This is a genomic window from Streptomyces sp. NPDC052012 (genome assembly GCF_040689265.1).
In the GTDB taxonomy this organism is placed as follows: Bacteria; Actinomycetota; Actinomycetes; order Streptomycetales; family Streptomycetaceae; genus Streptomyces.
Genome location: NZ_JBFAXA010000003.1, coordinates 273,750 through 296,361, shown reverse-complemented (window position 1 = coordinate 296,361; position 22,612 = coordinate 273,750). Strand labels below are relative to the sequence as shown.

24 protein-coding genes are annotated in these 22,612 nt (G+C 71.2%); 9 read left to right on the top strand and 15 right to left on the bottom strand.

Annotated features, from left to right (window positions below):
- Positions 1–33: 33 nt before the first annotated feature.
- The 12 genes from AB0412_RS08520 to AB0412_RS08465 all read right to left on the bottom strand — a co-directional run bounded on the left by AB0412_RS08520 (position 34) and on the right by AB0412_RS08465 (position 12,230).
- A complete protein-coding gene (locus AB0412_RS08520; RefSeq protein WP_366401751.1) occupies positions 34–564 on the bottom strand; it encodes a hypothetical protein in 531 nt (176 codons plus the stop codon).
- Complete coding sequence (locus tag AB0412_RS08515; RefSeq protein WP_366401750.1) at positions 561–1,835, bottom strand: MlaD family protein; 1,275 nt, start codon at positions 1,833–1,835, stop codon at positions 561–563. The genes AB0412_RS08520 and AB0412_RS08515 overlap by 4 nt, the downstream gene beginning before the upstream one ends.
- The gene (locus AB0412_RS08510; protein WP_366401749.1) at positions 1,832–3,091 is read right to left on the bottom strand and encodes an MCE family protein; all 1,260 of its coding nucleotides are present in this window, start codon (positions 3,089–3,091) and stop codon (positions 1,832–1,834) included. Before AB0412_RS08510 ends, AB0412_RS08515 begins: the two co-directional genes overlap by 4 nt.
- Positions 3,088–4,203, bottom strand: a complete 1,116-nt coding sequence (locus AB0412_RS08505; protein ID WP_366401748.1) for an MCE family protein — start codon at positions 4,201–4,203, stop codon at positions 3,088–3,090. The genes AB0412_RS08510 and AB0412_RS08505 overlap by 4 nt, the downstream gene beginning before the upstream one ends.
- Positions 4,200–5,177, bottom strand: a complete 978-nt coding sequence (locus AB0412_RS08500; protein WP_366401747.1) for an MlaD family protein — start codon at positions 5,175–5,177, stop codon at positions 4,200–4,202. Before AB0412_RS08500 ends, AB0412_RS08505 begins: the two co-directional genes overlap by 4 nt.
- Entirely contained in the window at positions 5,174–6,214 is a 1,041-nt protein-coding gene (locus AB0412_RS08495) for an MlaD family protein (protein WP_366401746.1), read from the bottom strand. Before AB0412_RS08495 ends, AB0412_RS08500 begins: the two co-directional genes overlap by 4 nt.
- Positions 6,211–7,437 (bottom strand): MCE family protein, encoded by a 1,227-nt coding sequence (locus tag AB0412_RS08490; protein ID WP_366401959.1) that lies wholly within the window; start codon positions 7,435–7,437, stop codon positions 6,211–6,213. The genes AB0412_RS08495 and AB0412_RS08490 overlap by 4 nt, the downstream gene beginning before the upstream one ends.
- A gap of 14 nt (positions 7,438–7,451) precedes the next feature.
- Positions 7,452–8,267 (bottom strand): ABC transporter permease, encoded by an 816-nt coding sequence (locus AB0412_RS08485; RefSeq protein ID WP_366401745.1) that lies wholly within the window; start codon positions 8,265–8,267, stop codon positions 7,452–7,454.
- Between the two features lie 3 nt (positions 8,268–8,270).
- A complete protein-coding gene (locus AB0412_RS08480; RefSeq protein WP_366401744.1) occupies positions 8,271–9,041 on the bottom strand; it encodes an ABC transporter permease in 771 nt (256 codons plus the stop codon).
- Positions 9,038–9,952: an ABC transporter ATP-binding protein gene (locus tag AB0412_RS08475; protein ID WP_366401743.1), complete on the bottom strand. Its 915-nt coding sequence runs from the start codon at positions 9,950–9,952 to the stop codon at positions 9,038–9,040. Before AB0412_RS08475 ends, AB0412_RS08480 begins: the two co-directional genes overlap by 4 nt.
- Before the next feature lie 119 nt (positions 9,953–10,071).
- A complete protein-coding gene (locus tag AB0412_RS08470; protein ID WP_366401742.1) occupies positions 10,072–11,112 on the bottom strand; it encodes a sigma-70 family RNA polymerase sigma factor in 1,041 nt (346 codons plus the stop codon).
- A gap of 53 nt (positions 11,113–11,165) precedes the next feature.
- Positions 11,166–12,230, bottom strand: a complete 1,065-nt coding sequence (locus AB0412_RS08465; protein ID WP_366401741.1) for a lytic murein transglycosylase — start codon at positions 12,228–12,230, stop codon at positions 11,166–11,168.
- 133 nt (positions 12,231–12,363) lie between these two features.
- Between AB0412_RS08465 and AB0412_RS08460 the strand changes: the two genes are divergently transcribed.
- The 7 genes from AB0412_RS08460 to AB0412_RS08430 all read left to right on the top strand — a co-directional run bounded on the left by AB0412_RS08460 (position 12,364) and on the right by AB0412_RS08430 (position 18,193).
- The gene (locus tag AB0412_RS08460; protein WP_366401740.1) at positions 12,364–12,636 is read left to right on the top strand and encodes a hypothetical protein; all 273 of its coding nucleotides are present in this window, start codon (positions 12,364–12,366) and stop codon (positions 12,634–12,636) included.
- Positions 12,633–13,001: a helix-turn-helix domain-containing protein gene (locus tag AB0412_RS08455; RefSeq protein WP_366401739.1), complete on the top strand. Its 369-nt coding sequence runs from the start codon at positions 12,633–12,635 to the stop codon at positions 12,999–13,001. The genes AB0412_RS08460 and AB0412_RS08455 overlap by 4 nt, the downstream gene beginning before the upstream one ends.
- 207 nt (positions 13,002–13,208) lie before the next feature.
- A complete protein-coding gene (gene uraD, locus AB0412_RS08450; RefSeq protein ID WP_366401738.1) occupies positions 13,209–13,718 on the top strand; it encodes a 2-oxo-4-hydroxy-4-carboxy-5-ureidoimidazoline decarboxylase in 510 nt (169 codons plus the stop codon).
- A gap of 7 nt (positions 13,719–13,725) precedes the next feature.
- A complete protein-coding gene (uraH, locus tag AB0412_RS08445; protein ID WP_366401737.1) occupies positions 13,726–14,124 on the top strand; it encodes a hydroxyisourate hydrolase in 399 nt (132 codons plus the stop codon).
- Positions 14,125–14,130: 6 nt separating this feature from the next.
- Positions 14,131–15,054, top strand: coding sequence for a factor-independent urate hydroxylase (pucL, locus tag AB0412_RS08440; protein ID WP_366401736.1), 924 nt, complete (start codon positions 14,131–14,133; stop codon positions 15,052–15,054).
- Between the two features lie 126 nt (positions 15,055–15,180).
- The gene (locus AB0412_RS08435) at positions 15,181–16,560 is read left to right on the top strand and encodes an 8-oxoguanine deaminase (protein ID WP_366401735.1); all 1,380 of its coding nucleotides are present in this window, start codon (positions 15,181–15,183) and stop codon (positions 16,558–16,560) included.
- 241 nt (positions 16,561–16,801) lie between these two features.
- Entirely contained in the window at positions 16,802–18,193 is a 1,392-nt protein-coding gene (locus AB0412_RS08430) for a nucleobase:cation symporter-2 family protein (protein ID WP_366401734.1), read from the top strand.
- A 79-nt stretch (positions 18,194–18,272) separates the two neighbouring features.
- Here the strand turns inward: AB0412_RS08430 and AB0412_RS08425 are convergent, their stop codons facing one another.
- Positions 18,273–18,704 carry an acyl-CoA thioesterase gene (locus AB0412_RS08425; RefSeq protein WP_366401733.1) on the bottom strand — a complete coding sequence of 144 codons (432 nt, stop codon included), beginning with the start codon at positions 18,702–18,704 and terminating at the stop codon, positions 18,273–18,275.
- A 59-nt stretch (positions 18,705–18,763) separates the two neighbouring features.
- Complete coding sequence (locus AB0412_RS08420; RefSeq protein WP_366401732.1) at positions 18,764–19,399, bottom strand: hypothetical protein; 636 nt, start codon at positions 19,397–19,399, stop codon at positions 18,764–18,766.
- A 270-nt stretch (positions 19,400–19,669) separates the two neighbouring features.
- Between AB0412_RS08420 and AB0412_RS08415 the strand changes: the two genes are divergently transcribed.
- Positions 19,670–20,656 carry a hypothetical protein gene (locus tag AB0412_RS08415; RefSeq protein ID WP_366401731.1) on the top strand — a complete coding sequence of 329 codons (987 nt, stop codon included), beginning with the start codon at positions 19,670–19,672 and terminating at the stop codon, positions 20,654–20,656.
- Positions 20,657–20,661: 5 nt separating this feature from the next.
- On the opposite strand, the gene AB0412_RS08410 is transcribed toward AB0412_RS08415, so the two are convergent.
- Positions 20,662–21,870 (bottom strand): pyridoxal phosphate-dependent aminotransferase, encoded by a 1,209-nt coding sequence (locus tag AB0412_RS08410; RefSeq protein ID WP_366401730.1) that lies wholly within the window; start codon positions 21,868–21,870, stop codon positions 20,662–20,664.
- 87 nt (positions 21,871–21,957) lie between these two features.
- Here AB0412_RS08410 and AB0412_RS08405 point away from each other — a divergent pair, with 87 nt between their 5' ends.
- A complete protein-coding gene (locus tag AB0412_RS08405; protein WP_366401729.1) occupies positions 21,958–22,590 on the top strand; it encodes a winged helix-turn-helix transcriptional regulator in 633 nt (210 codons plus the stop codon).
- Positions 22,591–22,612: the final 22 nt, after the last annotated feature.

Here is a 22,612-nt window from a genome sequence, read left to right as displayed (position 1 = left end):
GGTATTGCTCCTCACTGGGTGGTACGGCAGGGGTCAGCCCACGAACTCGACGTCGGAGGTCAGCCAGCGGCCGCCCTCGTGGACCAGGTCGAGCTGCAACCGGTAGGTGCGCGCCTCCCCCTCGGGCACGGCCGTGTTGGTCACCTTGCTGTCGGCGACCACGAGCACCCGGGCCGAGCGCTCGTCGCAGCGGACGATGCCCGCGTCGAGGACCTGCCCCTCGGACACGGACTTGTTCCGTGCGACGAGCTCGGTCAGCTTCTCGGTCTGCGCGGCGAACTCCTTCCTGAAGTCGCCGGTGGCCCCCTTGAGCACGTTGGCGCTGTCCCGGTCGTAGCGCCGGTAGTCGAGCGAGGTGAAGTTCAGCGCCGACTGCCGGGCCGCCGCCAGGATGTCCTGCCGGCGCTGCTCCGCCTCGCGCTGCTCGTAGAGCCGGCTGCTCAGCCAGAGCGCCGACGCCGTGCACAGGACGGTCGCCACGACGAGCCCCACGGACAGGGCACGGGAGCCTCCGGCCCGGGTGAGAAGGCCCCGGGCCGCCTGGAAGAACACGCGTCCGCTCATGCCAACGGTCCGACGAGCAGCCATTGCCACGACTCCTTTCCGAAGACGGTCTGCTGGCCGCCCGTCGAGCCGATCTCGACGGGCGTTCCGTCCGGGCCGGTGAGAGTGCCGGTCTCCGGGTCGTACGGCGTGACGTGCGCCGCCCGGTCGGTGGTCCCGCGGGACGACGCCCCGGGCGCGTTCTGCGCGCCGCGCACCGAGGTGGCGCTGCCGCGCGGGGCCGTGCAGCGCGCGTCGGTGTTCGCCTCGCGCGTGCGGGTGTCCGCCGGGTCGCGCCGGGCCGTGCCGTACCCCTGGGTGCAGGGCGGCGGGTCGTCGGCGTTCACCACCAGGCCGAAGTGGGTGGTGCCGTCACCCGGGATCACGGTGTGGCTGCCCGCGACGACCACCGGGAAGGTGACCAGGGCCTGCTCCACGCCGGGGAGCCGCGCGAGCGTGACCTGCCCGCCGCTGATCAGGTTGGCCAGCAGCACCGACAGCCGCGGCTCGACCGACTTCAGCAGCGAGTTGAGCTCGACCGCCGCCGGTTCCGCGTTGCCGACGAGCTTGCGCACGTCCCCGTCGCTCGACTTCAACTCCTCGGTGAGCAACGCCAGATCACGCGAGAACGCCTTGATGGACGAGCCCTGGTCGGCCTGCGTCCTCAGCACCTTCCGGGAGTCCTCGATCAGCGCGATCGTCTCGGGAAGCGACTCGGACGCGGCCTCCACGAGCGCGTTGCCGGAGTCGACCAGCCTGCTCAGATGCGGTCCGGTGCCCGAGAAGGCCTTGCCCAGCTCGTCGACGGTGACCCGCAGATCGCCCTTGTCCACCGAGTTGACCAGCCGGTCGAGGCCGAGCACGAGGTCCGTCGTGGGCAGCGGCACGCGGGTGCGTGCGCGGGGGATCGTGCTGCCCTGGAGCAGATACGGCCCGTCGGAGGTACGCGGCTGGAGGTCGACGTACTGCTCGCCCACCGCCGAGCGGTTCGCCACCACAGCGAGGGTGTCCGCCGGGATGCGCGGTGCCCCGTCCTCGATGTCGAGCGAGACCGAGACCCCGCCGGCGCCGGTCAGCCGCAGCGCGCCGACGCGGCCCACCGGGACCCCGCGGTAGGTGACCTCGGCGCCGGTGAAGATGCCCCCGGAGCCGGCGAACTCGGCCCGCACGCTGTAACCGCGGCCGAGGACGCTGTCCACCAGGCCGGTGTACTCGGCGCCGACGTAGGACACACCGACGGCGGTGACGGTGGCGAAGGCGATCAGTTGGGCCTTGACCATACGGGTGATCATGGCTGTATCCCCTTCAGCATCAGCTCCGCGAGCTCCAGGTCGATCCCTGGCGGCAGACCCCGGTGGGTGCCGTGGCCGGCGGTGCAGACCGGCGGGCACAGCAGGTCGCCGCCGGGCGGCGCGGAGGGGGTGGCGGGCGCGTCGGGAAGGCCGGGCCGGGGCGTGGGCACGCCCGGCAGGTCGGGAAGCTCGGGGACGTCGGGCAGGTCCGGAGGATCGGGAAGGTCCGGTGCACCCGGGGTGTCGCCCTTGCCACCCGGCTTCTCCGTCAGGTTGCCGTAGAGGCCCGCCAGATCGAGGTCCGCGGTGACGGCGAGGTTGACGTAGTCGCCCTTGACGGCGTCGACCGCGTTGCGCGGGAAGGGGTACGTGGTGAGCAGTTCGAGGGAGTTGGGCAGGTCGTCGCCCGCCTTGTTGAGCTGCTCCAGGATGGGGCGCAGCTGCTTCAGGTTGGCGACCGTGTCGTTCCGGGACGCCTTGATCACCTTCGTGCCCGTCTTGCCCAGCTTCGACAGGGCGGTGAGCATCTTCGTCAGATCGCGCCGCTGATCCGCGAGCACCTTCAGCGCGGGCGGCATCGTGTCCACGGCCTTCGCGATGGTCTTCTTCTCCTTCCCGAGCCGTCCCGCGAGCCGGTCGACGGCCTTCAGCGCGCGGACGATGTCCGCCCGCTGGTCGTCGAGGCCGCCGAGGAACGTGTCCAGCTCCTCCAGCAGGGACCTGACCCGGTTCTCGCGGCCGTCCAGGGCCTTGTTCAGCTCCACGGTGATCGTCTTGAGCTGGGCCACCCCGCCGCCGTTGAGCAGCGCGGACAGGGCGGACAGCACCTCCTCGATCTCCGGGTTGCGTCCGCTGCGGCTGAGCGGGATGCGGTCGCCGTCGCGGAGCCGGCCCACAGGGGCGGTGCCGGGCGGCGGCGACAGCGCCACGTACTTCTCGCCGAGCATGCTGGTCTGCCTCAGCTCGGCGACCGCGTTGCCGGGCAGCTTCACCGAGTCGGCGACCCGCAGCCGTACGCGTGCGTGCCAGCCCTCCAGCTCCACCTTCTCGACGGCGCCGACGGTCACGTCGTCGACCTTGACGGCCGACTGCGGCACCAGGTCGAGAACGTCGCGGAACTCGACGGTGACGCGGTACGCGCGGCCGTCCGAGGCCGCCCCGCCGGGCAGCTCGACGTCGTACCAGCCGTGGAACTCACAGCCCGACAGCAGCAGCGAACCGACCGCCACCCACGCGCATCTGCGCAGCCCGCTCATGCCTCGCCCTCCAGGATGCCGCCGAGGGTCCGGTCGACGGTGCCCGACACCGCGGGTCCGCTCGGCACCTCGGGCAGTGCGTCGAACAGCTTCCTCAGCTCCGCGCAGTCCGCGTTCCCGCCGCCCTCCTCGCCGGTCGTCCGCAGCACCGAGCACAGCAGGGAGGCCGGATCCTGCGGGTGCTGCGGGTTGTTGCGGGTGTCGAGGGTGCCGGAGGAGGGGTTGTAGGCGTTCTGCAGGTTCGACAGGCCCGTGGGGGCGACCTCCAGCAGCTCCTCCAGGGCGGCGCGCTGGGTGACGAGCACCTTCGTCACCTTGCTGAGGCCCTTCACGTTGGAGGTCAGCGACTTCTTGTTCTTCTTCACGAACGCGGACACGTCCCCGAGCGCCCTGCCGAGGTTGCGCAGCGCCGCCGCGAGGTCCTTGCGCTCCCCGGCGAGCTGCTCCGCCACCTTGGCGAGGCTGGTGTTGAACGACCGCACGCTCTTGTCGTCGGCCGCCAGCGCCGCCGTGAACACCTGGAGGTTCCGCACGGTCCCGAACAGATCCCCGCGCCCGTCGGACAGGGTCGTGACCGCCTTCGAGAGATCCTCCACGGTCCGGCGCAGGTTGCCGCCCTGGCCCTCGAGGTTGTCCGCGCTCACCCCGAGCAGCCGCGCGAGGGAGCCGTCCTTGTTGGCGCCCTCGGGCCCGAGCGCCTCGGCCGTGGTGTGCAGGCTGTCGAAGACCCGGTCCAACTCGACCGGCACGGCCGTACGCGACTCGGGGATGACGGCGCCGTCGCGCAGCACCGGACCGCTGCGGTACACGGGCAGCAGTTGCACGTAACGGTCGCTGACCACCGAGGAGTTGATGATCGCGGCCTGTGCGTCGGCCGGCACCTTGCGCCCTTCGTCGTACTCCAGCTCCACCCGCACCCGGCCGCCCTCCGGCGTGATCTTCCGGACCTCGCCGATCCGCACTCCGAGCACGCGGACGTCCGAGCCGGGGTAGATGCCGACGGTGCGCGGGAAGTAGGCGGTGACCCGCACCTTCTCGGCGCGGGGCCACAGCGCGAGGGCGAGCCCGGCGACGAGGGCCAGGGCGAGCAGCAGCGCCAGACGTCTCCTCATCGCGAGCCTCCCGTGCGCGGCACCACCGGGGCGGCGACCAGGTTCTGGACGTAGGAGTCGAACCAGCGGCCGTTGCCGAGGGTGTTGGTGAAGACCCGGATGTAGGGCGCGAGCAGTCTGACGCTGCGGTCGAGGCTCGACTGGTTGCGCTCCAGCATCCTGACCACGCGGTTCAGGCCCCTGAGCGCGGGTCCGATCTCCTTGTCGTTGTCCTCGACCAGCCCGGAGAGCTCGACGCCGAGCGCGGCGGAGGACTTCAGCAGCTTGCTGATGGCCTTGCGCCGCTTGCTGATCTCCTTGAACAGCTTGTCGCCGTCGTCCACCAGGGCGGTGAGGTCCTCGGAGCGTTCGGCCAGGACGCCCGTGACCCCGTCGGCGTGGTCGAGGAGCTTGCGCAGCGCCTTGTCGCGCGAGGCGACCGTCCGGGAGATCTTCGACAGGCCCTTGACGGACGCCCGCACCTCGGCGGGCGAGTCCTCGAAGGTGGTGGAGATGGTGTCCAGGGCCGTCGCCAGCCGGTCGGTGTCGACCTCCTCGGTCGTGGTGGTCAGATCGCTGAACGCCTGCACCACGTCGTACGCCGGGACGGTCCGCTTCAGAGGTATCTCACTGCCGGGCTCCAGCTGACCCGGTCCCTCGGGGTGCAGCGCCAGGTACTTGGCACCGAGGATGGTCTGCACCCGGATGGAGGCCCCGGTCGTGGTGCCGAACCGCGGGTCGCCCTCGACCTCGAAGGTGACCTTGACGTGGTCGCCGTCCAGGTCGACCTCCTCGACCTCACCGACCTTGACCCCGGCGATCCGTACCTCGTCGCCGGGCTTGAGACCGCCCGCCTCCGCGAACGCCGCGCTGTAGGTCTCACCGTCGCCGATCACCGGCAGGGAGTCTGCGTTGAACGCCGCCACGGTGAGCAGCGCCAGGGTGGTCAGACCGACGGCGCCGATCGTGACGGGGTTGCGTTCGCGGAAGTTCATCCGGCGCACCTCGCCCTGGCCACGTGCATCTCGGGAGTGAGCACCTCACGTGTCTTCGGCAGCACGATCCGGCCGTCGAAGTCGCAGAGGTAGAAGTTGAACCACGAGCCGTAGGACGCCGTCCCGGTCAGCTCGTTGAGCTTGTTCGGCAGCCGCTTCAGCACGCCCTCCACCGTCTTCTCGTTCCTGTTCAGCGTTCCGGTGAGCTCGGTCAGCTCGGCGATGTCGTCCTTCAGCGGCGGGCGGGCGTCCGCGAGGAGCCCCGACGTCGCCTCCGTCAGGTCGCCGATGCTCACCAGCGACTTCCCGATGGGCTTGCGGTCGGCGGACAGCCCCGAGATCACCCGGCGCAGCTGCTTGAGCAGCCCGGAGAAGCGGGCGCCGCGCTTGTCGAGCGTCTCCAGCACGGTGTTGAGGTTGTCGATCACCGAGCCGATCAGCTTGTCCCGGCCGGCGAGTGTGGTGGTGAGCGACGCCGTGTGCGCGAGCAGGCTGTTGACCGTGCCGCCCTCGCCCTGGAGCGTCTTGACGATCTCGGTGGCGAGCTGGTTGACGTCCTCGGGGCTGAGCGCGGCGAACAGCGGCTTGAAGCCGTTCAGCAGCGCGTTCAGATCCAGTGCGGGCTGGGTGCGCGACAGCGGGATCGTGGCGCCGGGCCGCAGCCGGCGGCCGTCGCCCGCCCCCTCCGTCAGGGCCACGTACCGCTGCCCGACGAGGTTCCGGTAGCGGATGACCGCGCCGGTGCCGGTCAGCAGCGGGCGTTTCCGGGTCACCGTGAAGGTGACCTCCGCCCGGGTCCGGTCCTTGATGCGGATGCCCTCGACCTCACCGACGCGCACCCCGGCCACCCGGATGTCGTCGCCCTCCTCCAGGCCGGTGACGTCGCTGAACACCGCCCGGTACGTGTCCTTGGGGGCAAAGGACAGGTTGCCGATGGTGGCCGCGAGCAGGGCCGTCGCCAGGATCGTCACCAGCGCGAAGAGGCTGAACCTGACCAGCGGTCCGGCGGTCCGGCGCGCGTTCGTCGTGCGGCTCATGCGACGCTCACCGCCGTCCCGCGCGCCATCGGCCCGAACAGCAGCGTCGCCACCGGCGGCACCTCGTCGGCAGGCACGCCGAGCACGGGTGCCACGAGCGAGCCGACGGCGCGCTGCTCGGCCCGGGTGCCGGACACGCCGGACGAGCCCGCCGCGGCCGTCCCGTCGTCGAGACGGGGCTTGGGGCCGGGCACCGGAGGGTGCGGCAGGCCGCGGCAGTCCGGCCCCGACCGCTCGCCGTAGCGGGGCTCCTCACCGGGTTCGTACGCCGGCTGCTGCCGCACCACTTCGAGCGTGATGCGCATCCTCCCGCCCCGGAACGCCTCCTCGGACGCCTTCTCCTGCCGGACCAGGCCGTCCAGGAGGCACGGGTACTCGGGGGAGTAGCGGGCGAACAGCTCCAGCGTGGGCCGGGAGACCCGGCCCAGGGTGATCAGCCGGTCGCCGTTGGCGGCGAGGACGTCGTCCGCCGTGCGGGCGGTGGTCGTGGTCGAGGTGAGCGCTGCGGCCAATTGTTCCTTCTTCTCCACCAGGGTGCGGCTGGTCGTGACCGTGTTGCGGAGGATCCTCATCAGGTCGGGCGCCGCGTCGCCGTACACCTCGGCGACGTCCGCGAACCGTGCGATGTCCTCCTTCAGGGACGGCAGATGCGGGTTGAGCTCGCGCAGATAGCCCTCCACGCGCGTGAGGTTGTCGCCGATCCGGTCGCCGCGCCCCTCGAGGGCGGTGGCGAACGCGGAGAGCGTGGCGTTGAGTTCGCCCGGCTTCACGGTGCGCAGCAGCGGCAGCAGGTCGTTCATCAGCTGCTGGAGCTCGATGCCGACGCGGGTGCGGTCCTGGGTGATGACGTCCCCGGCGCGGATCGGCCGGGCGGACGAGCCGGCGGGCACGACCAGGTCGACGTACTTCTCGCCGAACAGCGTCTTGGGCAGCAGCCGTGCGTGCACGTCGGCGGGGATGTACGCGACGTGCTCCGGGTCGAGCGCGAGGTCGAGCGTCGCCTTCGTCCCGTCCGCGCGCACCTCGCGCACCTCGCCGACCAGCAGCCCGCGCAGCTTGACGTCGGCACGCCGGTCGAGCTGGTTGCCCAGGCTGTCCGCCTCCAGCGTGATCCGTACGACCGGTGTGAACGCCTGCCGGTACACGGCGACGGACAGCGACAGCAGCAGGGCCAGCACGGCGAGGAAGACGACGCCGTACAGCCGAAGTCTCAGCACTCTCATCCGGCTCACCGCGCTCACCCCGCGATCCGTACGGTCGTGTTGGCGCCCCATATCGCGAGGCTCAGGAAGAAGTCCAGGACGTTGATCGCCACGATCGAGGTCCGCACGGCCCGCCCCACCGCGACGCCGACGCCCGCCGGGCCGCCGCTCGCGTAGTAGCCGTAGAAGCAGTGCACGAGGATGATCACGACGGCGAAGACCAGCACCTTGCCGAAGGACCAGAGCACGTCGACCGGCGGCAGGTACTGCTGGAAGTAGTGGTCGTAGGTGCCTGTCGACTGCCCGTAGTAGCCGGTGGTGATGGTGCGGGCCGCGAGGTACGACGACAGCAGCCCGACCACGTACAGCGGGATCACGGCGACGAACCCGGCGATCATCCGCGTGGTCACCAGGAACGGCAGCGACGGCACGCCCATGACCTCCAGGGCGTCGGTCTCCTCGCTGATGCGCATCGCGCCGAGCTGCGCGGTGAACCCGGCGCCGACCGTCGCGGCCAGCGCGAGCCCGGCCACCAGCGGGGCGATCTCCCGGGTGTTGAAGTACGCCGACAGGAACGCCACGAAGTTGGAGGTGCCGAGCTGGTTGAGCGCGGCGTAGCCCTGCAGGCCCACCTCGGTGCCGGTGAAGAACGACAGGAAGGCGATCACGCCGACCGTGCCGCCCACGACGGCGAGTGCGCCCCGGCCGAAGCTGACCTCGGCGAGCAGCCGCAGGATCTCCTTCTTGTAGCGGCGCAGGGTCCGGCCCGTCCACGCCAGGGACCGGCCGTAGAAGGAGAGTTGGGCGCCCAGGTCCTCGAGGGACTTCAGGGGGCGGTCGAGAAGTCTCATCGGCTAGCCCCTCTGCGGAACGACCTGGAAGTACACCGCGGTCATCACGAAGTTCGTCACGAACAGCAACATGAAGGTGATCACCACCGACTGGTTCACCGCGTCGCCCACACCCTTGGGGCCGCCCTTCGCGGTGAGTCCCTTGTAGGAGGCGACGATCGCCGCGATCGCGCCGAAGACGAGCGCCTTGAGCTCGGCCGCCCACAGGTCGGACAGCTGGGCGAGCGTGGTGAAGGAGGCCAGATAAGCGCCCGGAGTGCCGTCCTGCAGAACGACGTTGAAGAAGTAGCCGCCCGCCACCCCGACCACCGACACCAGGCCGTTGAGCAGCACCGCCACCAGCATCGAGGCCAGCACCCGCGGCACGACCAGCCGGTGGACGGGGTCGATGCCCAGCACCTGCATCGCGTCGATCTCCTCGCGGATCTTCCGCGCCCCCAGGTCCGCGCAGATCGCCGTCCCGCCGGCGCCCGCGATCAGCAGCGCCGTGACGATCGGCGAGGCCTCCCGCAGCACCGCGAGGACGGAGGCCGCACCCGAGAACGACTGGGCGCCGAGCTGCCGGGTCAGGCTGCCGATCTGCAGGGCGATGACCGCGCCGAAGGGGATCGAGACCAGGGCGGTCGGCAGGATCGTGACGCTCGCGATGAACCACGCCTGCTGGATGAACTCCCGCACCTGGAAGGGTCGTTTCGGGACGGTCCGGAGGACGTCCAGGGCCAGCGCGAAGAGGCTGCCGGAGTGGCGCAGCGCGCCCACGGGACTGAGACTCATGCGCGGGCCACCTCCTCCTCACGCTCGGCGATGGCCTGCCAGCGGGGCGGCCGGGAGATGCCGGGGCTGGGCAGCAGCCGGGGAGTGAGGTGCTCGGGATCGGCGGTCTCGCCGATCTGGGCCAGTTCCTGCTCGACCTGCCCGGCGTCCTTCTCCTCCGCCATGCCGATGGGCCCCTGCATGCGGCCGTTGAGGAACTGCCGTACGACCGGTTCGTCGCTGGTCAGCAGCTGGTCGCGGGGTCCGAACATCACCAGCTCACGGCGGAACAGCAGCCCGATGTTGTCCGGGACCTGGCGGGCCGAGGCGATGTCGTGGGTGACGATCAGGAAGGTCGCGTCGATCTGGGCGTTGAGGTCGACGATCAGCTGGTTGAGGTACGCGACGCGCACCGGGTCCAGCCCCGAGTCCGGCTCGTCGAACAGGATGATCTCCGGGTCCAGGACCAGCGCCCGCGCCAGCCCGGCGCGTTTGCGCATACCGCCGGAGATCTCCCCGGGCAGCTTCTCCTCGGCCCCGATCAGACCGACCATGTCCATCTTCTCGAGCACGATCCGCCGGATCTCGCTCTCCGGTTTGCGGGTGTGCTCGCGCAGCGGGAAGGCGATGTTGTCGTACAGGTTCATCGAGCCGAACAGCGCGCCGTCCTGGAACAGCACGCCGAACAGCTTCCGCACCTCGTACAGCTCGTGCTCGCGGAGCCCGGTGATGTCCCGGCCCTGGATCGTGATGGATCCGCGCTCCGGCCTCAGCAGTCCGACGAGCGTCTTGAGGAACACCGACTTGCCCGTGCCCGACGGGCCGAGCATGACCGAGACCTCCCCGGCGGGCAGTGTCAGCGACACGTCCTGCCAGATGACCTGGTGACCGAAGGACTTGGTCAGTCCTTCCACACAGATCTCGACACCCATCCGGTCCACCCTTCGCCCGTGACGTCACCCGTGGAGCAGCTCCGACATCTGCTCTACGGGGAGGGGCGGGCCGTCCGTCGCGGCGAGGGAGAAATTTTTTGCGGACGGGTGAGAGGGGGTTACGGCAGGGGGCTCACGGGCGCTTCGAGCGGGTCCGGAGCGGTGGGGCGGTCCGGCACCTGCGGAAGTCCGGGCACGGCGGACGGGGCGTCCCGCACGTCCGGGGCCGCCGGGATTCCGGGCACCTCGGGCACCTCGGGGACGTCGGGCACCGCAGGCACCTCGGGCGTCGGCAGCTCCGGGCCCGAGGAGAGGGGGACCTCCGGCAGGGACGGCACGGACAGCGGCAGCAGCGGGCGGTCGCCCGGGGGCCGCGCCGGCTCCGGGGCGTCGGCCCTCGTGGCGGCCGGCAGCTCACGCGCGTCCGGAGACGTCTCCCCGCCTGCGGGGGCAGGGCGCTGCCAGGCCTCCGGGACCGGCGAGACGGAGGGCCGCGGCGCCGTGCCCTGCCCGTCCCAGTCGTGGGCGTACGGCAGGACGAACCCGGCCACCGCCAGCGTCGCCGCGGTCCCGGCCACGGCCACCGCCTGTGCGTGCGAGGCCCCGCGCGGCCTGCCCCGGCCCCACAGGAACAGGGCGAGGCCGAGCGTTCCCGCCAGCGAGTTGCGCAGGGTCCGGCGGGCCCGGGCCAGCAGCGACTCGACCGTCCGGTAGCTCAGGCCCATCCGCACGGCGACCTGGCCGACGTCCAGGTCCTCGGACTTCAGCCGGAGCGCCTCCGCCTGGCGCGCGGGCAGCTCACCGCTGCGCACGGCCAGCCACCTGGCCTCCGCCCGGTCGCACACCGCCTCCTCGACCGGCACCGGGCCGGGGGCGATCAGCGTCGGGCTGGTGCGCACCTCGGCCTCGCGGTTGACCTGCCGGTACCGGTCCACGCACAGCCGGATCGTCACCGTCGTCAGCCAGGCGGCCAGCCGCTCGTCGTCCAGGTCGGGGCGCTCGGCCGCCCGCAGCATCGCCTCGTGCACGGCGTCCTCGGCGTCCTCCAGGGACATCGACCTGCGGCGGGCCACCTTGAGCAGGTGCTCGCGGTGGCTCCACATACGTTCCCACCGGTCGTGGGCCGCCTGTATGTCCGCGGGCATGTCCGTCGTCGCCATGAGGACCCCTTCGTGCTCACCCGCCGGTCCCGTGCGCCCGGCGGGGGGCGACATTACCGCCCGGTAGCCGCGGTTGTGGAGGGGGCGGCGACCATCGGGTTCTCCTCGTCGCCGGGGAGCGGGGCCGCCCCGGGCAGCATGTCCTCGGCGGGCGGGGCCGCTCCGGGGCCGGGGAGCGGCAGCAGGGGAGCCGCCGACGGTTCGGCGGGCGGGGGCGTGCGCGTCGGCCGTGTCCGGGACGGGGCCGGGGCGGTGGACGGCGCACCGGATCCGCCTCCCGCCCGGCGGGCGGCGGGCGTCGGCGACGGCTCGCGCGGCACCGGCCGGGACGCCTCGGGCGCCGGGCTCGCCTCGCCCGCCACGCCCGCGTCCGGCACCACCCGGTGCCCTTGCAGGAAGTACGCGAACCAGGCCCGCACCGTCCGCAGATAGGCCCGGGAGTGGTTGTAGCCGAGGATCGCCGCGTCCAGGTCGCCCGGTACGGACAGGTCGCGTCCGCCGGCGCACAGGTAGTGCCCGGCGGCGAGTGCCGCGTCGAACACGTTGTGCGGGTCGGCCCGGCCGTCCCCGTTGCCGTCGATGCCCCAGACCGCCCAGGTCGACGGGATGAACTGCATGGGGCCGACCGCGCGGTCGTACACCGTGTCCCCGTCGTACGTCCCGCCGTCGCTGTCCCGGATGAGCGCGAAGCGGACGCCGTCCAGCCGGGGGCCGCGGATCGGCGTCAGGGTCGTACCGTCCGCGTCCACCCGTCCGCCGCCCGCCTGCCCGGACTCCACCTGCCCGACGGCCGCCAGCAGCTGCCACCGCAGCCGGCAGCCGGGCGCGGAGTGCGCGAGCCGCGCCTCGGCCCGCCGGTAGGCGGCGAACACGCTAGCCGGCAGCGCGCCGTCCGCCGGTGATGTCTTCGCCTTCCCGTCCCGCGCCGTTGGCAGCGGCGGCAGCTCGGTGCGGTACGGGGTGTCCCCGGACACGCTCGTCCCGGGCCCGGCGGCCGGTTCCGCGGGCGCCGCGGCCCGCGCCGGCGTCGTCCCGGGCGCCTGTGACGCGGTCAGTGCCGCCATCGCCGCCGCCGCGAGCGCCGTACCCCTGATGCCTCTGATCCTGTGCCCCGCCATGCCGAGGTCCCCTCCCTGGTTGGTTCGTGGTCCGTCCTCGTCGGCTCTACGGGGCAGGGCGGGCGGTCCGTCGCGGGGATCCCGTGGCGGTGAGGACTGCCCGGGAATCCGGGCGGGGCGTTAGGTTGAGCGCGTGCGATTGAGAGTGGAGTTCACGACCGAGCCCTTCGATCTCGACGAGGCCCCCGCGCACGCGGTGGTGGCCCGTGAGGTCGTCGAGGCCGCAGACCTGGACGCCGTGGACGTCGGGCCGTTCGGCAACACCGCGGAGGGCGCCTCCGACGCGGTGCTCACCGCCGTGGACGCCTTGTTGCGCCGGACCCTCGCGGCGGGCGCGACCCGCGTCTCCCTCCAGGTCAATGTGATCGGGGAGCACGGCTTCGCGGACGGGGAGGGCGCGGGATGAGCGGCGCGGTGGACGAGCCGTTCATCGCGGCCGTCAAGCCGCTGGTCGACGCCATGGGCGCGCAGATCGTCCCGCCCGACGAGGCCGGCCCCGACGACGTGGTCCTCAGCTGGGAGGGCCGGGACGTCGTCGCCGTGCGCCTCCCCCAGCTCGCGGACTCCCTCGACCACATCCTCGCCGCGCTGGAGCGCCGCAAGGGCATGCCGCTCGCCGATCTGGACCGCAGGGCGAAGCAGGAGATCGTACGCAGTCTGGAGGCGCGCGGCGCCTTCGCGGTGCGGCACGGAGTGGAGACCGTGGCGAGCGCGCTCGGCGTCAGCCGCTTCACCGTCTACAACTACCTCAACCGTGAGAAGGGCTCCTGACCAGCCCGTTCGGTCTGTCGCCGCGGGCCGCCGCCCGCATACGGGGCGGCGGTTCGCGGCGTGTCGGGCGCATGCTGGAGACAGCCGGGACGCGCGTCATGGCGACTCGTATTTGTTCCCCCGAATTTTCAACAAACTGTTGACGTCCTGCCGCTGACGGCGTTCACTATCGGCACGCCCGTTCAGCACAAGGCCACGGAGGCTCCCGTGACGTCCACTTCCACGCCGCCGGGCCTGGCCCGCTTCAACGCCCTCGAGGAGCACGCGGCCTTCGCCGCCCTCCACGAGGCGTGTGCCTCCACGGCGTGGGCACGGCGGCTGCTCGCCGCCCGCCCGTACGCCACCACCGAGGACCTGTACGCCGCCAGTGACGCCGCCATGGCGGACCTGACGACGGCGGACCTCGAGGAGGCGATGGCCGGGCACCCGCCCATCGGCCGCCCCAAGCCCGGCGACCCGACCTCCTCCCGCGAGCAGGCGGGTATGGCCGGCGCCTCGGAGGAGCTCAAGGCGGAGATGCTCGAACTGAACCTGGCCTACCAGGAGAAGTTCGGCCATGTGTTCCTCATCTGCGCAACCGGCCGGACCGGCGAGCAGATGCGGGACGCCGTGAAGGAGCGCATCGGCAACGCGCCGGAGGAGGAGCGCGAGATCGTCCGCACGGAGCTGGGGAAGATCAACCGCATCCGCCTCGCCCGACTCGTCGAACAGGACTGACGCACGCATGAGCACCGAGACCACCGCTTCCGTGTCCACGCACATCCTGGACACCAGCGCCGGCCGCCCCGCCGAGGGCGTCGCCGTCCGGCTCTCCGCCCGATCCGGGCGTGAGGCGGACTGGCAGGCGCTCGGCGGCTCCGCGACCGACGCGGACGGGCGGTGCAAGGACCTGCCGGCTCTGCCGGAGGGCACCACCCATGTACGGCTCGACTTCGCGGTGGAGCCGTACTTCGAAGAATCCGCGAAGAAGCAAGCCGATGCGCAGCAGGACGCCCCCGCGAATCGGGACAGCGGTGCGTTCTTCCCCGAGGTCGTGATCACGTTCGCGGTCACGCCCGGCGAGCACTACCACGTACCGCTGCTGCTCAACCCGTTCGGCTACTCCGTTTACCGAGGGAGCTAGCTAGAAATGCCCACGATCCTGGGACAGAACCAGTACGGCAAGGCCGAGAACCGAGTCGTCAAGATCACGCGGGACGGCGCCACCCACCACATCAAGGACCTCAACGTCTCCGTCGCCCTGTCCGGCGACATGGAGGAGGTCCACTACTCCGGCTCCAACGCCAACGTCCTGCCGACCGACACCACCAAGAACACGGTGTACGCGTTCGCCAAGGAGTTCGGCATCGAGTCCGCCGAGCAGTTCGGCATCCACCTCGCCCGTCACTTCGTCACCTCGCAGGAGCCGATCCACCGGGCCCGCATCCGCATCGAGGAGTACGCCTGGGAGCGGATCGAGACCTCCGACGCCAACAGCAAGTTCATCGGCGCCGACGAGGTCAAGCACTCCTTCGTCCGCAAGGGCCAGGAGATCCGCACCACCCAGATCACCTTCGACGGTGAGCAGTGGGAGGTCGTCTCGGGCCTGAAGGACCTGGTCGTGATGAACTCGACCAACTCCGAGTTCTGGGGTTACGTCAAGGACAAGTACACGACGCTCCAGGAGGCCTACGACCGCATCCTGGCCACGCAGGTCTCCGGCAAGTGGCGGTTCAACTGGACCGACGACGAGCAGAAGATGCCCAACTGGGAGAAGTCCTACGAGCAGGTGAGGAAGCACATGCTCCAGGCCTTCGCCGAGACGTACTCGCTGTCGCTGCAGCAGACGCTGTACCAGATGGGCGCGCGCATCATCAACAACCGCAGTGAGATCGACGAGGTGCGCTTCTCCCTCCCGAACAAGCACCACTTCCTGGTGGACCTGGAGCCGTTCGGGCTGAAGAACGACAACGAGGTGTACTTCGCCGCCGACCGTCCCTACGGCCTGATCGAGGCCACCATCCTGCGGGACGGCTGCGAGGCGCGGATCCCGGTGGACCTCACCAACCTCTGACGTCTCCCCGCTCGGCACCCGCGGCCGGGGAGCCCACGGCGACACCTCCCCGGCCACGGCACTCGAACTCCTAGGGTCCTGCCGTGCCCTGCCCACAGAGGAACAAGAGAGTAAAAGGGACGAATCATGGCAGCAGCCCAGCGCATCGTCATCGAGAACTGCGCGATCGCGACCGTCGACGCGAAGGACACCGAGTACGCCACCGGCCACCTCGTCCTCGCCGGCAACCGCATCGAGTCGCTCGGCGCGGGCACGGCACCCGAGCACCTGCAGAACGTCGTCCGCCGTATCGACGCCTCCGGGCATCTGGTGACCCCCGGTCTGGTCAACACCCACCACCACTTCTACCAGTGGATCACCCGCGGACTGGCCACCGACCACAACCTCTTCGACTGGCTCGTCGCGCTCTACCCGACCTGGGCGCGCATCGACGAGCCGATGGTGCACGCGGCGGCCCAGGGCTCGCTCGCCATGATGGCCCGCGGCGGCGTCACCACCGCCATGGACCACCACTACGTCCACCCGCGGGGCTCCGGCGACCTGTCCGGAGCCGTCATCCGCGCCGCCCGCGACATGGGGGTGCGCTTCACCCTCGCCCGCGGCTCCATGGACCGCAGCGAGAAGGACGGCGGCCTGCCCCCGGACTTCGCCGTCGAGACCCTCGACGGCGCGCTCGCCGCCACCGAGGAGACGGTGAAGCGGCACCACGACGCCTCCTTCGGCGCGATGACCCAGGTCGCCGTCGCCCCCTGCTCCCCCTTCTCCGTCTCCACCGAACTCCTCCGCCAGGGCGCCGAACTGGCCCGCCGGCTCGGCGTACGGCTGCACACCCACGGCTCGGAGACCGTGGAGGAGGAGAAGTTCTGCCACGAGCTGTTCGGGATGGGGCCGACGGACTACTTCGAGTCCACCGGCTGGCTCGGCGAGGACGTGTGGATGGCGCACTGCGTCCACATGAACGACTCCGACATCGCCGCCTTCGCCCGCACGAGGACCGGCGTGGCCCACTGCCCGTCCTCCAACGCGCGCCTCGCCGCCGGTATCGCCCGCGTCCCCGACCTGCTCGCCGCCGGCGTCCCCGTCGGCCTCGGCGTGGACGGCACCGCCTCCAACGAGTCCGGCGAACTCCACACCGAACTGCGCAACGCCCTGCTGATCAATCGCCTCGGCCCGCACCGCGAGGCCGCGCTCACCGCCCGCCGGGCGCTGCGCCTCGGCACCTACGGCGGCGCCCAGGTCCTCGGCCGCGCGGACGAGATCGGCTCCCTGGAGCCGGGCAAGCTCGCCGACCTGGTGCTGTGGCGCATGGACACCCTCGCCCACGCCTCCATCGCCGACCCGGTGACGGCCCTGGTCCTCGGCGCGGCCGCACCGGTCACCGCCTCCTTCGTCAACGGCCGGCAGATCGTCGAGAACGGCCGGCTGCTCACCGCCGACGAGGACACCATCGCCCGCACCACCCGTGCGGAAGCACAGCGGCTGGCACGGATCGCCGCGCAGAACTGAACACCCGGATGAACTCCGGCCGGGAGGGACGGCTCCCGGCCGGTGACCGCGGACCCCAGCGGTCCGCGGCGGCCGTCTCCGGAACGCGCGTGAGGACACGCGCGTTCCGGAACGGTCACCCGCCGCACCCAGGACCCATGTCCCGGGAGCGGTTCCGTCCCCCGGTCCCGCACGACCACCCGCACCACCTCCTTGACACCCACGTCAGAGCCGACGTGTAACCGACCGGAGGAGAGCCGCAGTGGCCGACCACCCCGTTGACGAAAAACTCCCGCCGCTCAAGATGGCGACCACCGGCCTTCAGCACGTGGCCGCCATGTACGCGGGAGTCGTCGCCCCGCCCCTGATCGTCGGCGCGGCCATAGGCCTGTCCGCCACCGACCTGACCTTCCTCACCGGCGCCTGCCTGTTCACCGCGGGCCTCGCCACCCTCCTGCAGACCCTCGGCATCTGGAAGATCGGTGCCCGGCTGCCCTTCGTCAACGGCGTCACCTTCGCCGGTGTCGCCCCCATGACCGCCATCGTCGCCGCCACCCCCGACAAGGACGACGCGCTGCCGATCATCTTCGGCGCGGTCATCGTCGCCGGACTCCTCGGCTTCCTCGCGGCCCCCTTCTTCAGCAAGGCGGTCCGCTTCTTCCCACCGGTCGTCACCGGCACGGTCATCACCCTGATCGGCATATCCCTGCTTCCGGTCGCCTTCGGCTGGGCGCAGGGATCCAGCCCCACGGCCGACGACTTCGGCTCCGCCACCAACCTCACCCTGGCCGGCGTCACCCTCGTCATCGTCCTGGTGCTGCGCCGCTTCACCCGCGGCTTCGTCAAGCAGATCGCCGTCCTGCTGGGCCTGGTGGCCGGCACCCTGATCGCCATCCCGTTCGGCGTCACCGACTTCTCCCCGGTCGCCGAGGCGAACATCGTCGGCTTCCCGACGCCGTTCCACTTCGGCGCCCCGCAGTTCCAGGTCGCCGCGATCGTCTCGCTGTGCGTGGTGATGGTCGTGTCGATGACCGAGTCCACCGCCGACATGCTGGCGCTGGGCGAGATCGTGGACCGCCCGGCCGACGAGAAGACCATCGCGGCCGGCCTGCGCGCCGACACCCTCGGCTCCGCGATCAGCCCGCTGTTCAACGGCTTCATGTGCAGCGCCTTCGCCCAGAACATCGGCCTGGTCGCGATGACGAAGATCCGCAGCCGCTACGTCGTGGCGACCGGCGGCGGCTTCCTGATCCTGATGGGCCTGTGTCCGATGGCCGCCTCGCTCATCGCCGTCGTACCGCGCCCGGTGCTCGGCGGCGCGGGCGTGGTCCTGTTCGGATCGGTCGCCGCGAGCGGCATCCAGACCCTGGTCCGCGCGGGCCTGGAGAAGGACAACAACGTCCTGATCGTGGCCGTCTCACTGGCCGTCGGCATCATCCCGATCAGCGCGCCGGAGTTCTACCACGCCTTCCCGGAGACGGCCCGCATCGTCCTCGACTCCGGCATCTCCACGGGCTGCGTCGTGGCCGTGCTGCTGAACATCGTCTTCAACCACATCGGCAACGGCCGCCGCGAGGCAGCCGAGGTCACCCATCCCATGGAGGCCGGGGAGGAGATCACCGCCGCCCCGAAGCCGGCCAAGGCCACGCCATGAGGCACACGGCCGACCACGTCCGCTGAACACCCGCATCGCCCGGCCGGCCCGGCACCCTCGGTGCCGGGCCGGCCGGGTTTCACACGGCCTGCAGCCCGAACAGCGCGGGATCCTTCGCCAGCTCCCGGAAGACCTCCTGCGGCCGGGCGACCAGCTTGCGCTCCTTGAGGTCCAGCAGCCCGCCGACCGCCGTGATCTCCGCCGCCACCGTGCCGTCCGCCTTGGCGATCGTCTGCTCGATGGTGAACGTCTTGCCGCCACCCCAGGCGAACGCACAGCTGACGGTGACCTCGTCACCGGCGAGCAGCTCCCGCCGGTAGCGGATGGTCGTCTCCAGCGCGACCGGCCCCACACCCTGCGAGATCAGCCGGGACTGGGTGATCCCGGCTGCCTGGAGCAGCGACCAGCGTGCGTGCTCCGCGTAGTTGAGATACACGGCCTGGTTGAGATGCCCCTGCACATCGGTCTCGTAGCCCCGGACGGTCACGGGCACGGAATACGGCTCGCTCACAGTGTCCCCTCGTGGTGATCGGCACTCGGCTGCCCCGATCCTGGCACGCACACCCGCCCTCACGCCCGCCGGGGCGAGGCCAGCAGGTAACGGACCCGCGTCCGCGGCTCGGTGTACTCCCCGACCTGCCACCCGGCCCGCTCGAGCGTGGCCGCACAGGCGTGCCGCGCGGCGTCATCCGGCTCGTACACGGCGACGGCGTCCGGCTGCGGGGTGTCCGTGACGCGGTAGCCGCCCGAGCCGGGGCCCGAGGGCCGGTGCCCGTCCGCCTCCAGCGCCAGCGCGGCGGCCTGCACGAGATGCGTACGCTCCCAGCCGCACGGCCGGTCCGTCGCCCCGTCCGGATTCGTCATCCGCCTGAGCTCCAGCATCCCCTCCCAGGCACTGCGCACCTCCCGCCGCCGCGCAGGCCCGTCACCCGGCGCCGCGTCCTCGCCGCCCACCCGCGCGGCGAACACCCCGGAGGCGGCGGGTGCGTCGGGCTCGACCGGACCGGCGCCGGGCGCGGGCTCGGCCTCCCGGACCCGATGCCCCGCCGGCGTCAGGAAGTGATCGTGCGGCGGCCTGGGATGCCGGAAGGCGAGCCCCCGCTTCACCAGCGCAGCAAGCTGCGCCGGCGTCCCCTTCAACCGTCCGGTGACGGGATCGGCGGCCTCGATGAGACGCCGCTGCGCGGCGGTGGGGGGTCGGGTCATCGTCGTCCGGACGTGTGAGCGAGGAAGCCGGCCCACTGGTTGGTCATGATGTCTCTCCCAGCACTTTCTCGATGAACGCCGGCGACTCACAGGACGCGGGCTCCAGCAAGCGTTCGAGCTGCTTCCGCGTCACCATTCTGCCCCCGAGCGGGCGGCGCAGCGTCACCTGTGGCTGACGGGCGGTGCCCCCTCGTGCGAAAGTGATCAGCTCAATCGGAGATCGGCGGAAGGGGCGGGACGTTGAAGCGGAGGACGCTGCTCAGAGGAGTGGTGACCGGGGGGCTGGCGGCGGTGGGCGGTGCGGCTGCGGCACGGCCTGCCGCCGCCGCCACGGACTACCTGATCGTGGTCGTGGAACAGGCCGCCAACCAGATCCAGCGGTTCAGCAACGGCACCACGAACTGGAACGGCACTCCCGGCTGGTACTGGAGCGCCCCGGACACCGAGGACTGGAAGTACCTGGCCGACGCCAAGCGGCGCCTCACCGCCAACTGGGACGACGTCCTGGTGTGCTGCGCCAACGGCACGTCGAGCACGGGCGGACGTGCCGCCATGGTGCGGGAGAGCGACAAGAAGATCGTCTGGCAGGCCGTCGTGCCGGGCAACCCGCACTCGGTGGAGCGCATCGACGGGCACGGTGCGATCGTCACCGCGTCGTCGAAGGCCCGGGTCACGGGTGACAGCTACCAGTCGGGCGGCGGCATCAATCTGTTCGTACCGAGCGCGCACGGCGGGTTGCCGCCCACATCGTTCGCCGCCAGCATCAGCACCGGTTTCCCCGGCGCCCACGGCGTGATGTGGGACGACGTGAACGAACTCCTGTTGGCGATCGGCGACAACGAACTCCGCGCCTATCGCCTGGTGACCGACAGCAGTGACATCATCACCGGTCTCTCGCTGGTGGCGACGCTGACCTTCAGCGGTACGGGCCACGACCTGCAGCCGGACTACGCCTCCGCGGACATCTTCTACACGGTCGGCGGCGACGCCTCCAACCCCGACCACGGCATCTGGAAGACCCATCTCGTGTACAACAGCTTCGCGCGGACGTGGAGCTTCGCCACCCCTGCCAGGCTGCACGACTGGTACTTCACCAAGTCCTTCAGCCGGCTCCCCGACGGCACGGAGTTCTGGGTCGACGCGCCGAGCGCGGGGACCTGGTGGAGCGACACGGTCGGCTTCTCCGGCCGGGGCGACTCGGTCCGCAGCGGTGCGAGGTTCTACAAAGCCCGCTTCTGGTCCCACGCGCTCACCTAGGAGCCCTACTGCCGGTACCCGCTCAGGAACCGGCCGATCCGTCCGATCGCCGCCTCCAGGTCCTCCGCGTGCGGCAGCGTGAGGATGCGGAAGTGGTCGGGGGCCGGCCAGTTGAAGCCCGTGCCCTGGACGACCTGGATCTTCTCCCGCAGCAGCAGGTCCAGGACGAACTTCTCGTCGTCGTGGATCCGGTGCACCTTGGGGTCCAGGCGCGGGAACGCGTACAGCGCGCCCTTCGGCTTCACGCACGTGACGCCCGGGATCTCGTTCAGCTTCTCCCAGGCCACGTCCCGCTGTTCGCGCAGGCGACCGCCCGGCGCGGTCAGGTCGCGGATGGACTGGCGGCCGCCGAGCGCGGCCTGGATGGCGTACTGGGCGGGCGCGTTGGCGCACAGGCGCATGGAGGCCAGCATGGTCAGCCCCTCCAGGTAGTCCTTCGCGTGCTGCTTCGGGCCGGTGACCACCAGCCAGCCCGAGCGGAAGCCGGCCACCCGGTACGTCTTCGACAGGCCGCAGAAGGTGAGGACCACCAGGTCGGGGGCGAGGGCCGCGGCCGAGTGGTGGACCGCGTCGTCGTAGAGGATCTGGTCGTAGATCTCATCGGCGAGGACCATCAGACCGTGGCGCCGGGCCAGGTCGAGGATGCCCTCGACGATCTCCTTCGGGTACACCGCGCCGGTGGGGTTGTTGGGGTTGATGATGACGACCGCCTTGGTGCGGTCGGTGATCTTCGACTCCATGTCGGCCAGGTCCGGGTACCAGTCCGCCTGCTCGTCGCAGAGGTAGTGGACCGCCGTACCGCCCGCGAGGGTCGTCACCGCCGTCCAGAGGGGGAAGTCGGGGGCGGGGACGAGGATCTCGTCGCCGTCCTCCAGCAGCGCCTGCACGGCCATCGACACCAGCTCCGAGACGCCGTTGCCGAGGAACACGTCGTCGACGTCGACCTCCAGGCCCAGGGTCTGGTAGCGCTGCGCCACCGCGCGGCGGGCGGAGAGGATGCCGCGCGAGTCGGTGTAGCCGTGCGCCTGCGGCAGCATCCGGATCATGTCCTGGAGGATCTCCTCCGGCGCCTCGAAGCCGAACAGCGCGGGATTGCCGGTGTTCAGGCGCAGCACGCTGTGTCCCGCCTCCTCCAGCGCGTCGGCGTGCTCGATGACCGGGCCGCGGATCTCGTAACAGACCTCGCTGAGCTTGCTCGACTGCCGGAACTCCATGCGCCGCTACCTCTCCGGTATCTGGTGTTGCTTGGTTTTACCAAGTAGTCGCTTGGAAAGTCCAACAACTTGTCTAGACTGCGCCGCATGTCACCTCGCGCTCGCCGAAGCTACGACCAGTACTGTTCCGCCGCCCGCGCACTCGACGCCGTCGGCGACCGCTGGACCTTGCTGATCGTCCGGGAGCTGCTGGCCGGCCCGCGCCGCTACACCGACCTCCACGCCGACCTCCCCGGCGTCAGCACGGACGTCCTGGCCTCCCGGCTGAAGGACATGGAGCGCGACGGGCTCGCGACCCGCCGCCGGCTGCCGCCTCCCGGCGCGGCCAACGTCTACGAACTCACCGGCCGGGGACACGAGTTGCTGCCCGTGCTCCAGGCGCTCGGGGCGTGGGGCGAGGCCGAGCTGGGGGAGCGGCGCCCCACCGACGCCGTGCGCGCCCACTGGTTCGCGCTGCCCCTGCTGCGGGCCCTCGAGGGCGAGGGAGTCGTCGAAGTCCGGCTGGAGGAAGGGCGGTTCCACCTGTATGCCGGTGCCCAGGACGGGCCCGTCTACGATGACGGTCCGGCGCCCGGGGAGCCGGACGCCCTGCTGTCCCTCGACACCGGGACCTGCGCGGCGATCAGCCGCGGCGAGCTGTCCCTCACCGACGCGGTGCGCGCCGGCCGGGTCGAGGTGACCGGCGACGGAAGCCTCGCCAAGTCCCTGCGGGAGATGTGAGACCAGTGCCGTACGCGCTGTC

What these genes read in the sequence shown, in the direction of transcription:
- AB0412_RS08520 (WP_366401751.1), bottom strand. Translation starts at nt 564, where the DNA reads ATGAGCGGACGCGTGTTCTTCCAGGCGGCCCGGGGCCTTCTCACCCGG.
- AB0412_RS08515 (WP_366401750.1), bottom strand. Translation starts at nt 1,835, where the DNA reads ATGATCACCCGTATGGTCAAGGCCCAACTGATCGCCTTCGCCACCGTC.
- AB0412_RS08510 (WP_366401749.1), bottom strand. Translation starts at nt 3,091, where the DNA reads ATGAGCGGGCTGCGCAGATGCGCGTGGGTGGCGGTCGGTTCGCTGCTG.
- AB0412_RS08505 (WP_366401748.1), bottom strand. Translation starts at nt 4,203, where the DNA reads ATGAGGAGACGTCTGGCGCTGCTGCTCGCCCTGGCCCTCGTCGCCGGG.
- AB0412_RS08500 (WP_366401747.1), bottom strand. Translation starts at nt 5,177, where the DNA reads ATGAACTTCCGCGAACGCAACCCCGTCACGATCGGCGCCGTCGGTCTG.
- AB0412_RS08495 (WP_366401746.1), bottom strand. Translation starts at nt 6,214, where the DNA reads ATGAGCCGCACGACGAACGCGCGCCGGACCGCCGGACCGCTGGTCAGG.
- AB0412_RS08490 (WP_366401959.1), bottom strand. Translation starts at nt 7,437, where the DNA reads ATGAGAGTGCTGAGACTTCGGCTGTACGGCGTCGTCTTCCTCGCCGTG.
- AB0412_RS08485 (WP_366401745.1), bottom strand. Translation starts at nt 8,267, where the DNA reads ATGAGACTTCTCGACCGCCCCCTGAAGTCCCTCGAGGACCTGGGCGCC.
- AB0412_RS08480 (WP_366401744.1), bottom strand. Translation starts at nt 9,041, where the DNA reads ATGAGTCTCAGTCCCGTGGGCGCGCTGCGCCACTCCGGCAGCCTCTTC.
- AB0412_RS08475 (WP_366401743.1), bottom strand. Translation starts at nt 9,952, where the DNA reads ATGGGTGTCGAGATCTGTGTGGAAGGACTGACCAAGTCCTTCGGTCAC.
- AB0412_RS08470 (WP_366401742.1), bottom strand. Translation starts at nt 11,112, where the DNA reads ATGGCGACGACGGACATGCCCGCGGACATACAGGCGGCCCACGACCGG.
- AB0412_RS08465 (WP_366401741.1), bottom strand. Translation starts at nt 12,230, where the DNA reads ATGGCGGGGCACAGGATCAGAGGCATCAGGGGTACGGCGCTCGCGGCG.
- AB0412_RS08455 (WP_366401739.1), top strand. Translation starts at nt 12,633, where the DNA reads ATGAGCGGCGCGGTGGACGAGCCGTTCATCGCGGCCGTCAAGCCGCTG.
- uraH (WP_366401737.1), top strand. Translation starts at nt 13,726, where the DNA reads ATGAGCACCGAGACCACCGCTTCCGTGTCCACGCACATCCTGGACACC.
- pucL (WP_366401736.1), top strand. Translation starts at nt 14,131, where the DNA reads ATGCCCACGATCCTGGGACAGAACCAGTACGGCAAGGCCGAGAACCGA.
- AB0412_RS08435 (WP_366401735.1), top strand. Translation starts at nt 15,181, where the DNA reads ATGGCAGCAGCCCAGCGCATCGTCATCGAGAACTGCGCGATCGCGACC.
- AB0412_RS08420 (WP_366401732.1), bottom strand. Translation starts at nt 19,399, where the DNA reads ATGACCCGACCCCCCACCGCCGCGCAGCGGCGTCTCATCGAGGCCGCC.
- AB0412_RS08410 (WP_366401730.1), bottom strand. Translation starts at nt 21,870, where the DNA reads ATGGAGTTCCGGCAGTCGAGCAAGCTCAGCGAGGTCTGTTACGAGATC.
- AB0412_RS08405 (WP_366401729.1), top strand. Translation starts at nt 21,958, where the DNA reads ATGTCACCTCGCGCTCGCCGAAGCTACGACCAGTACTGTTCCGCCGCC.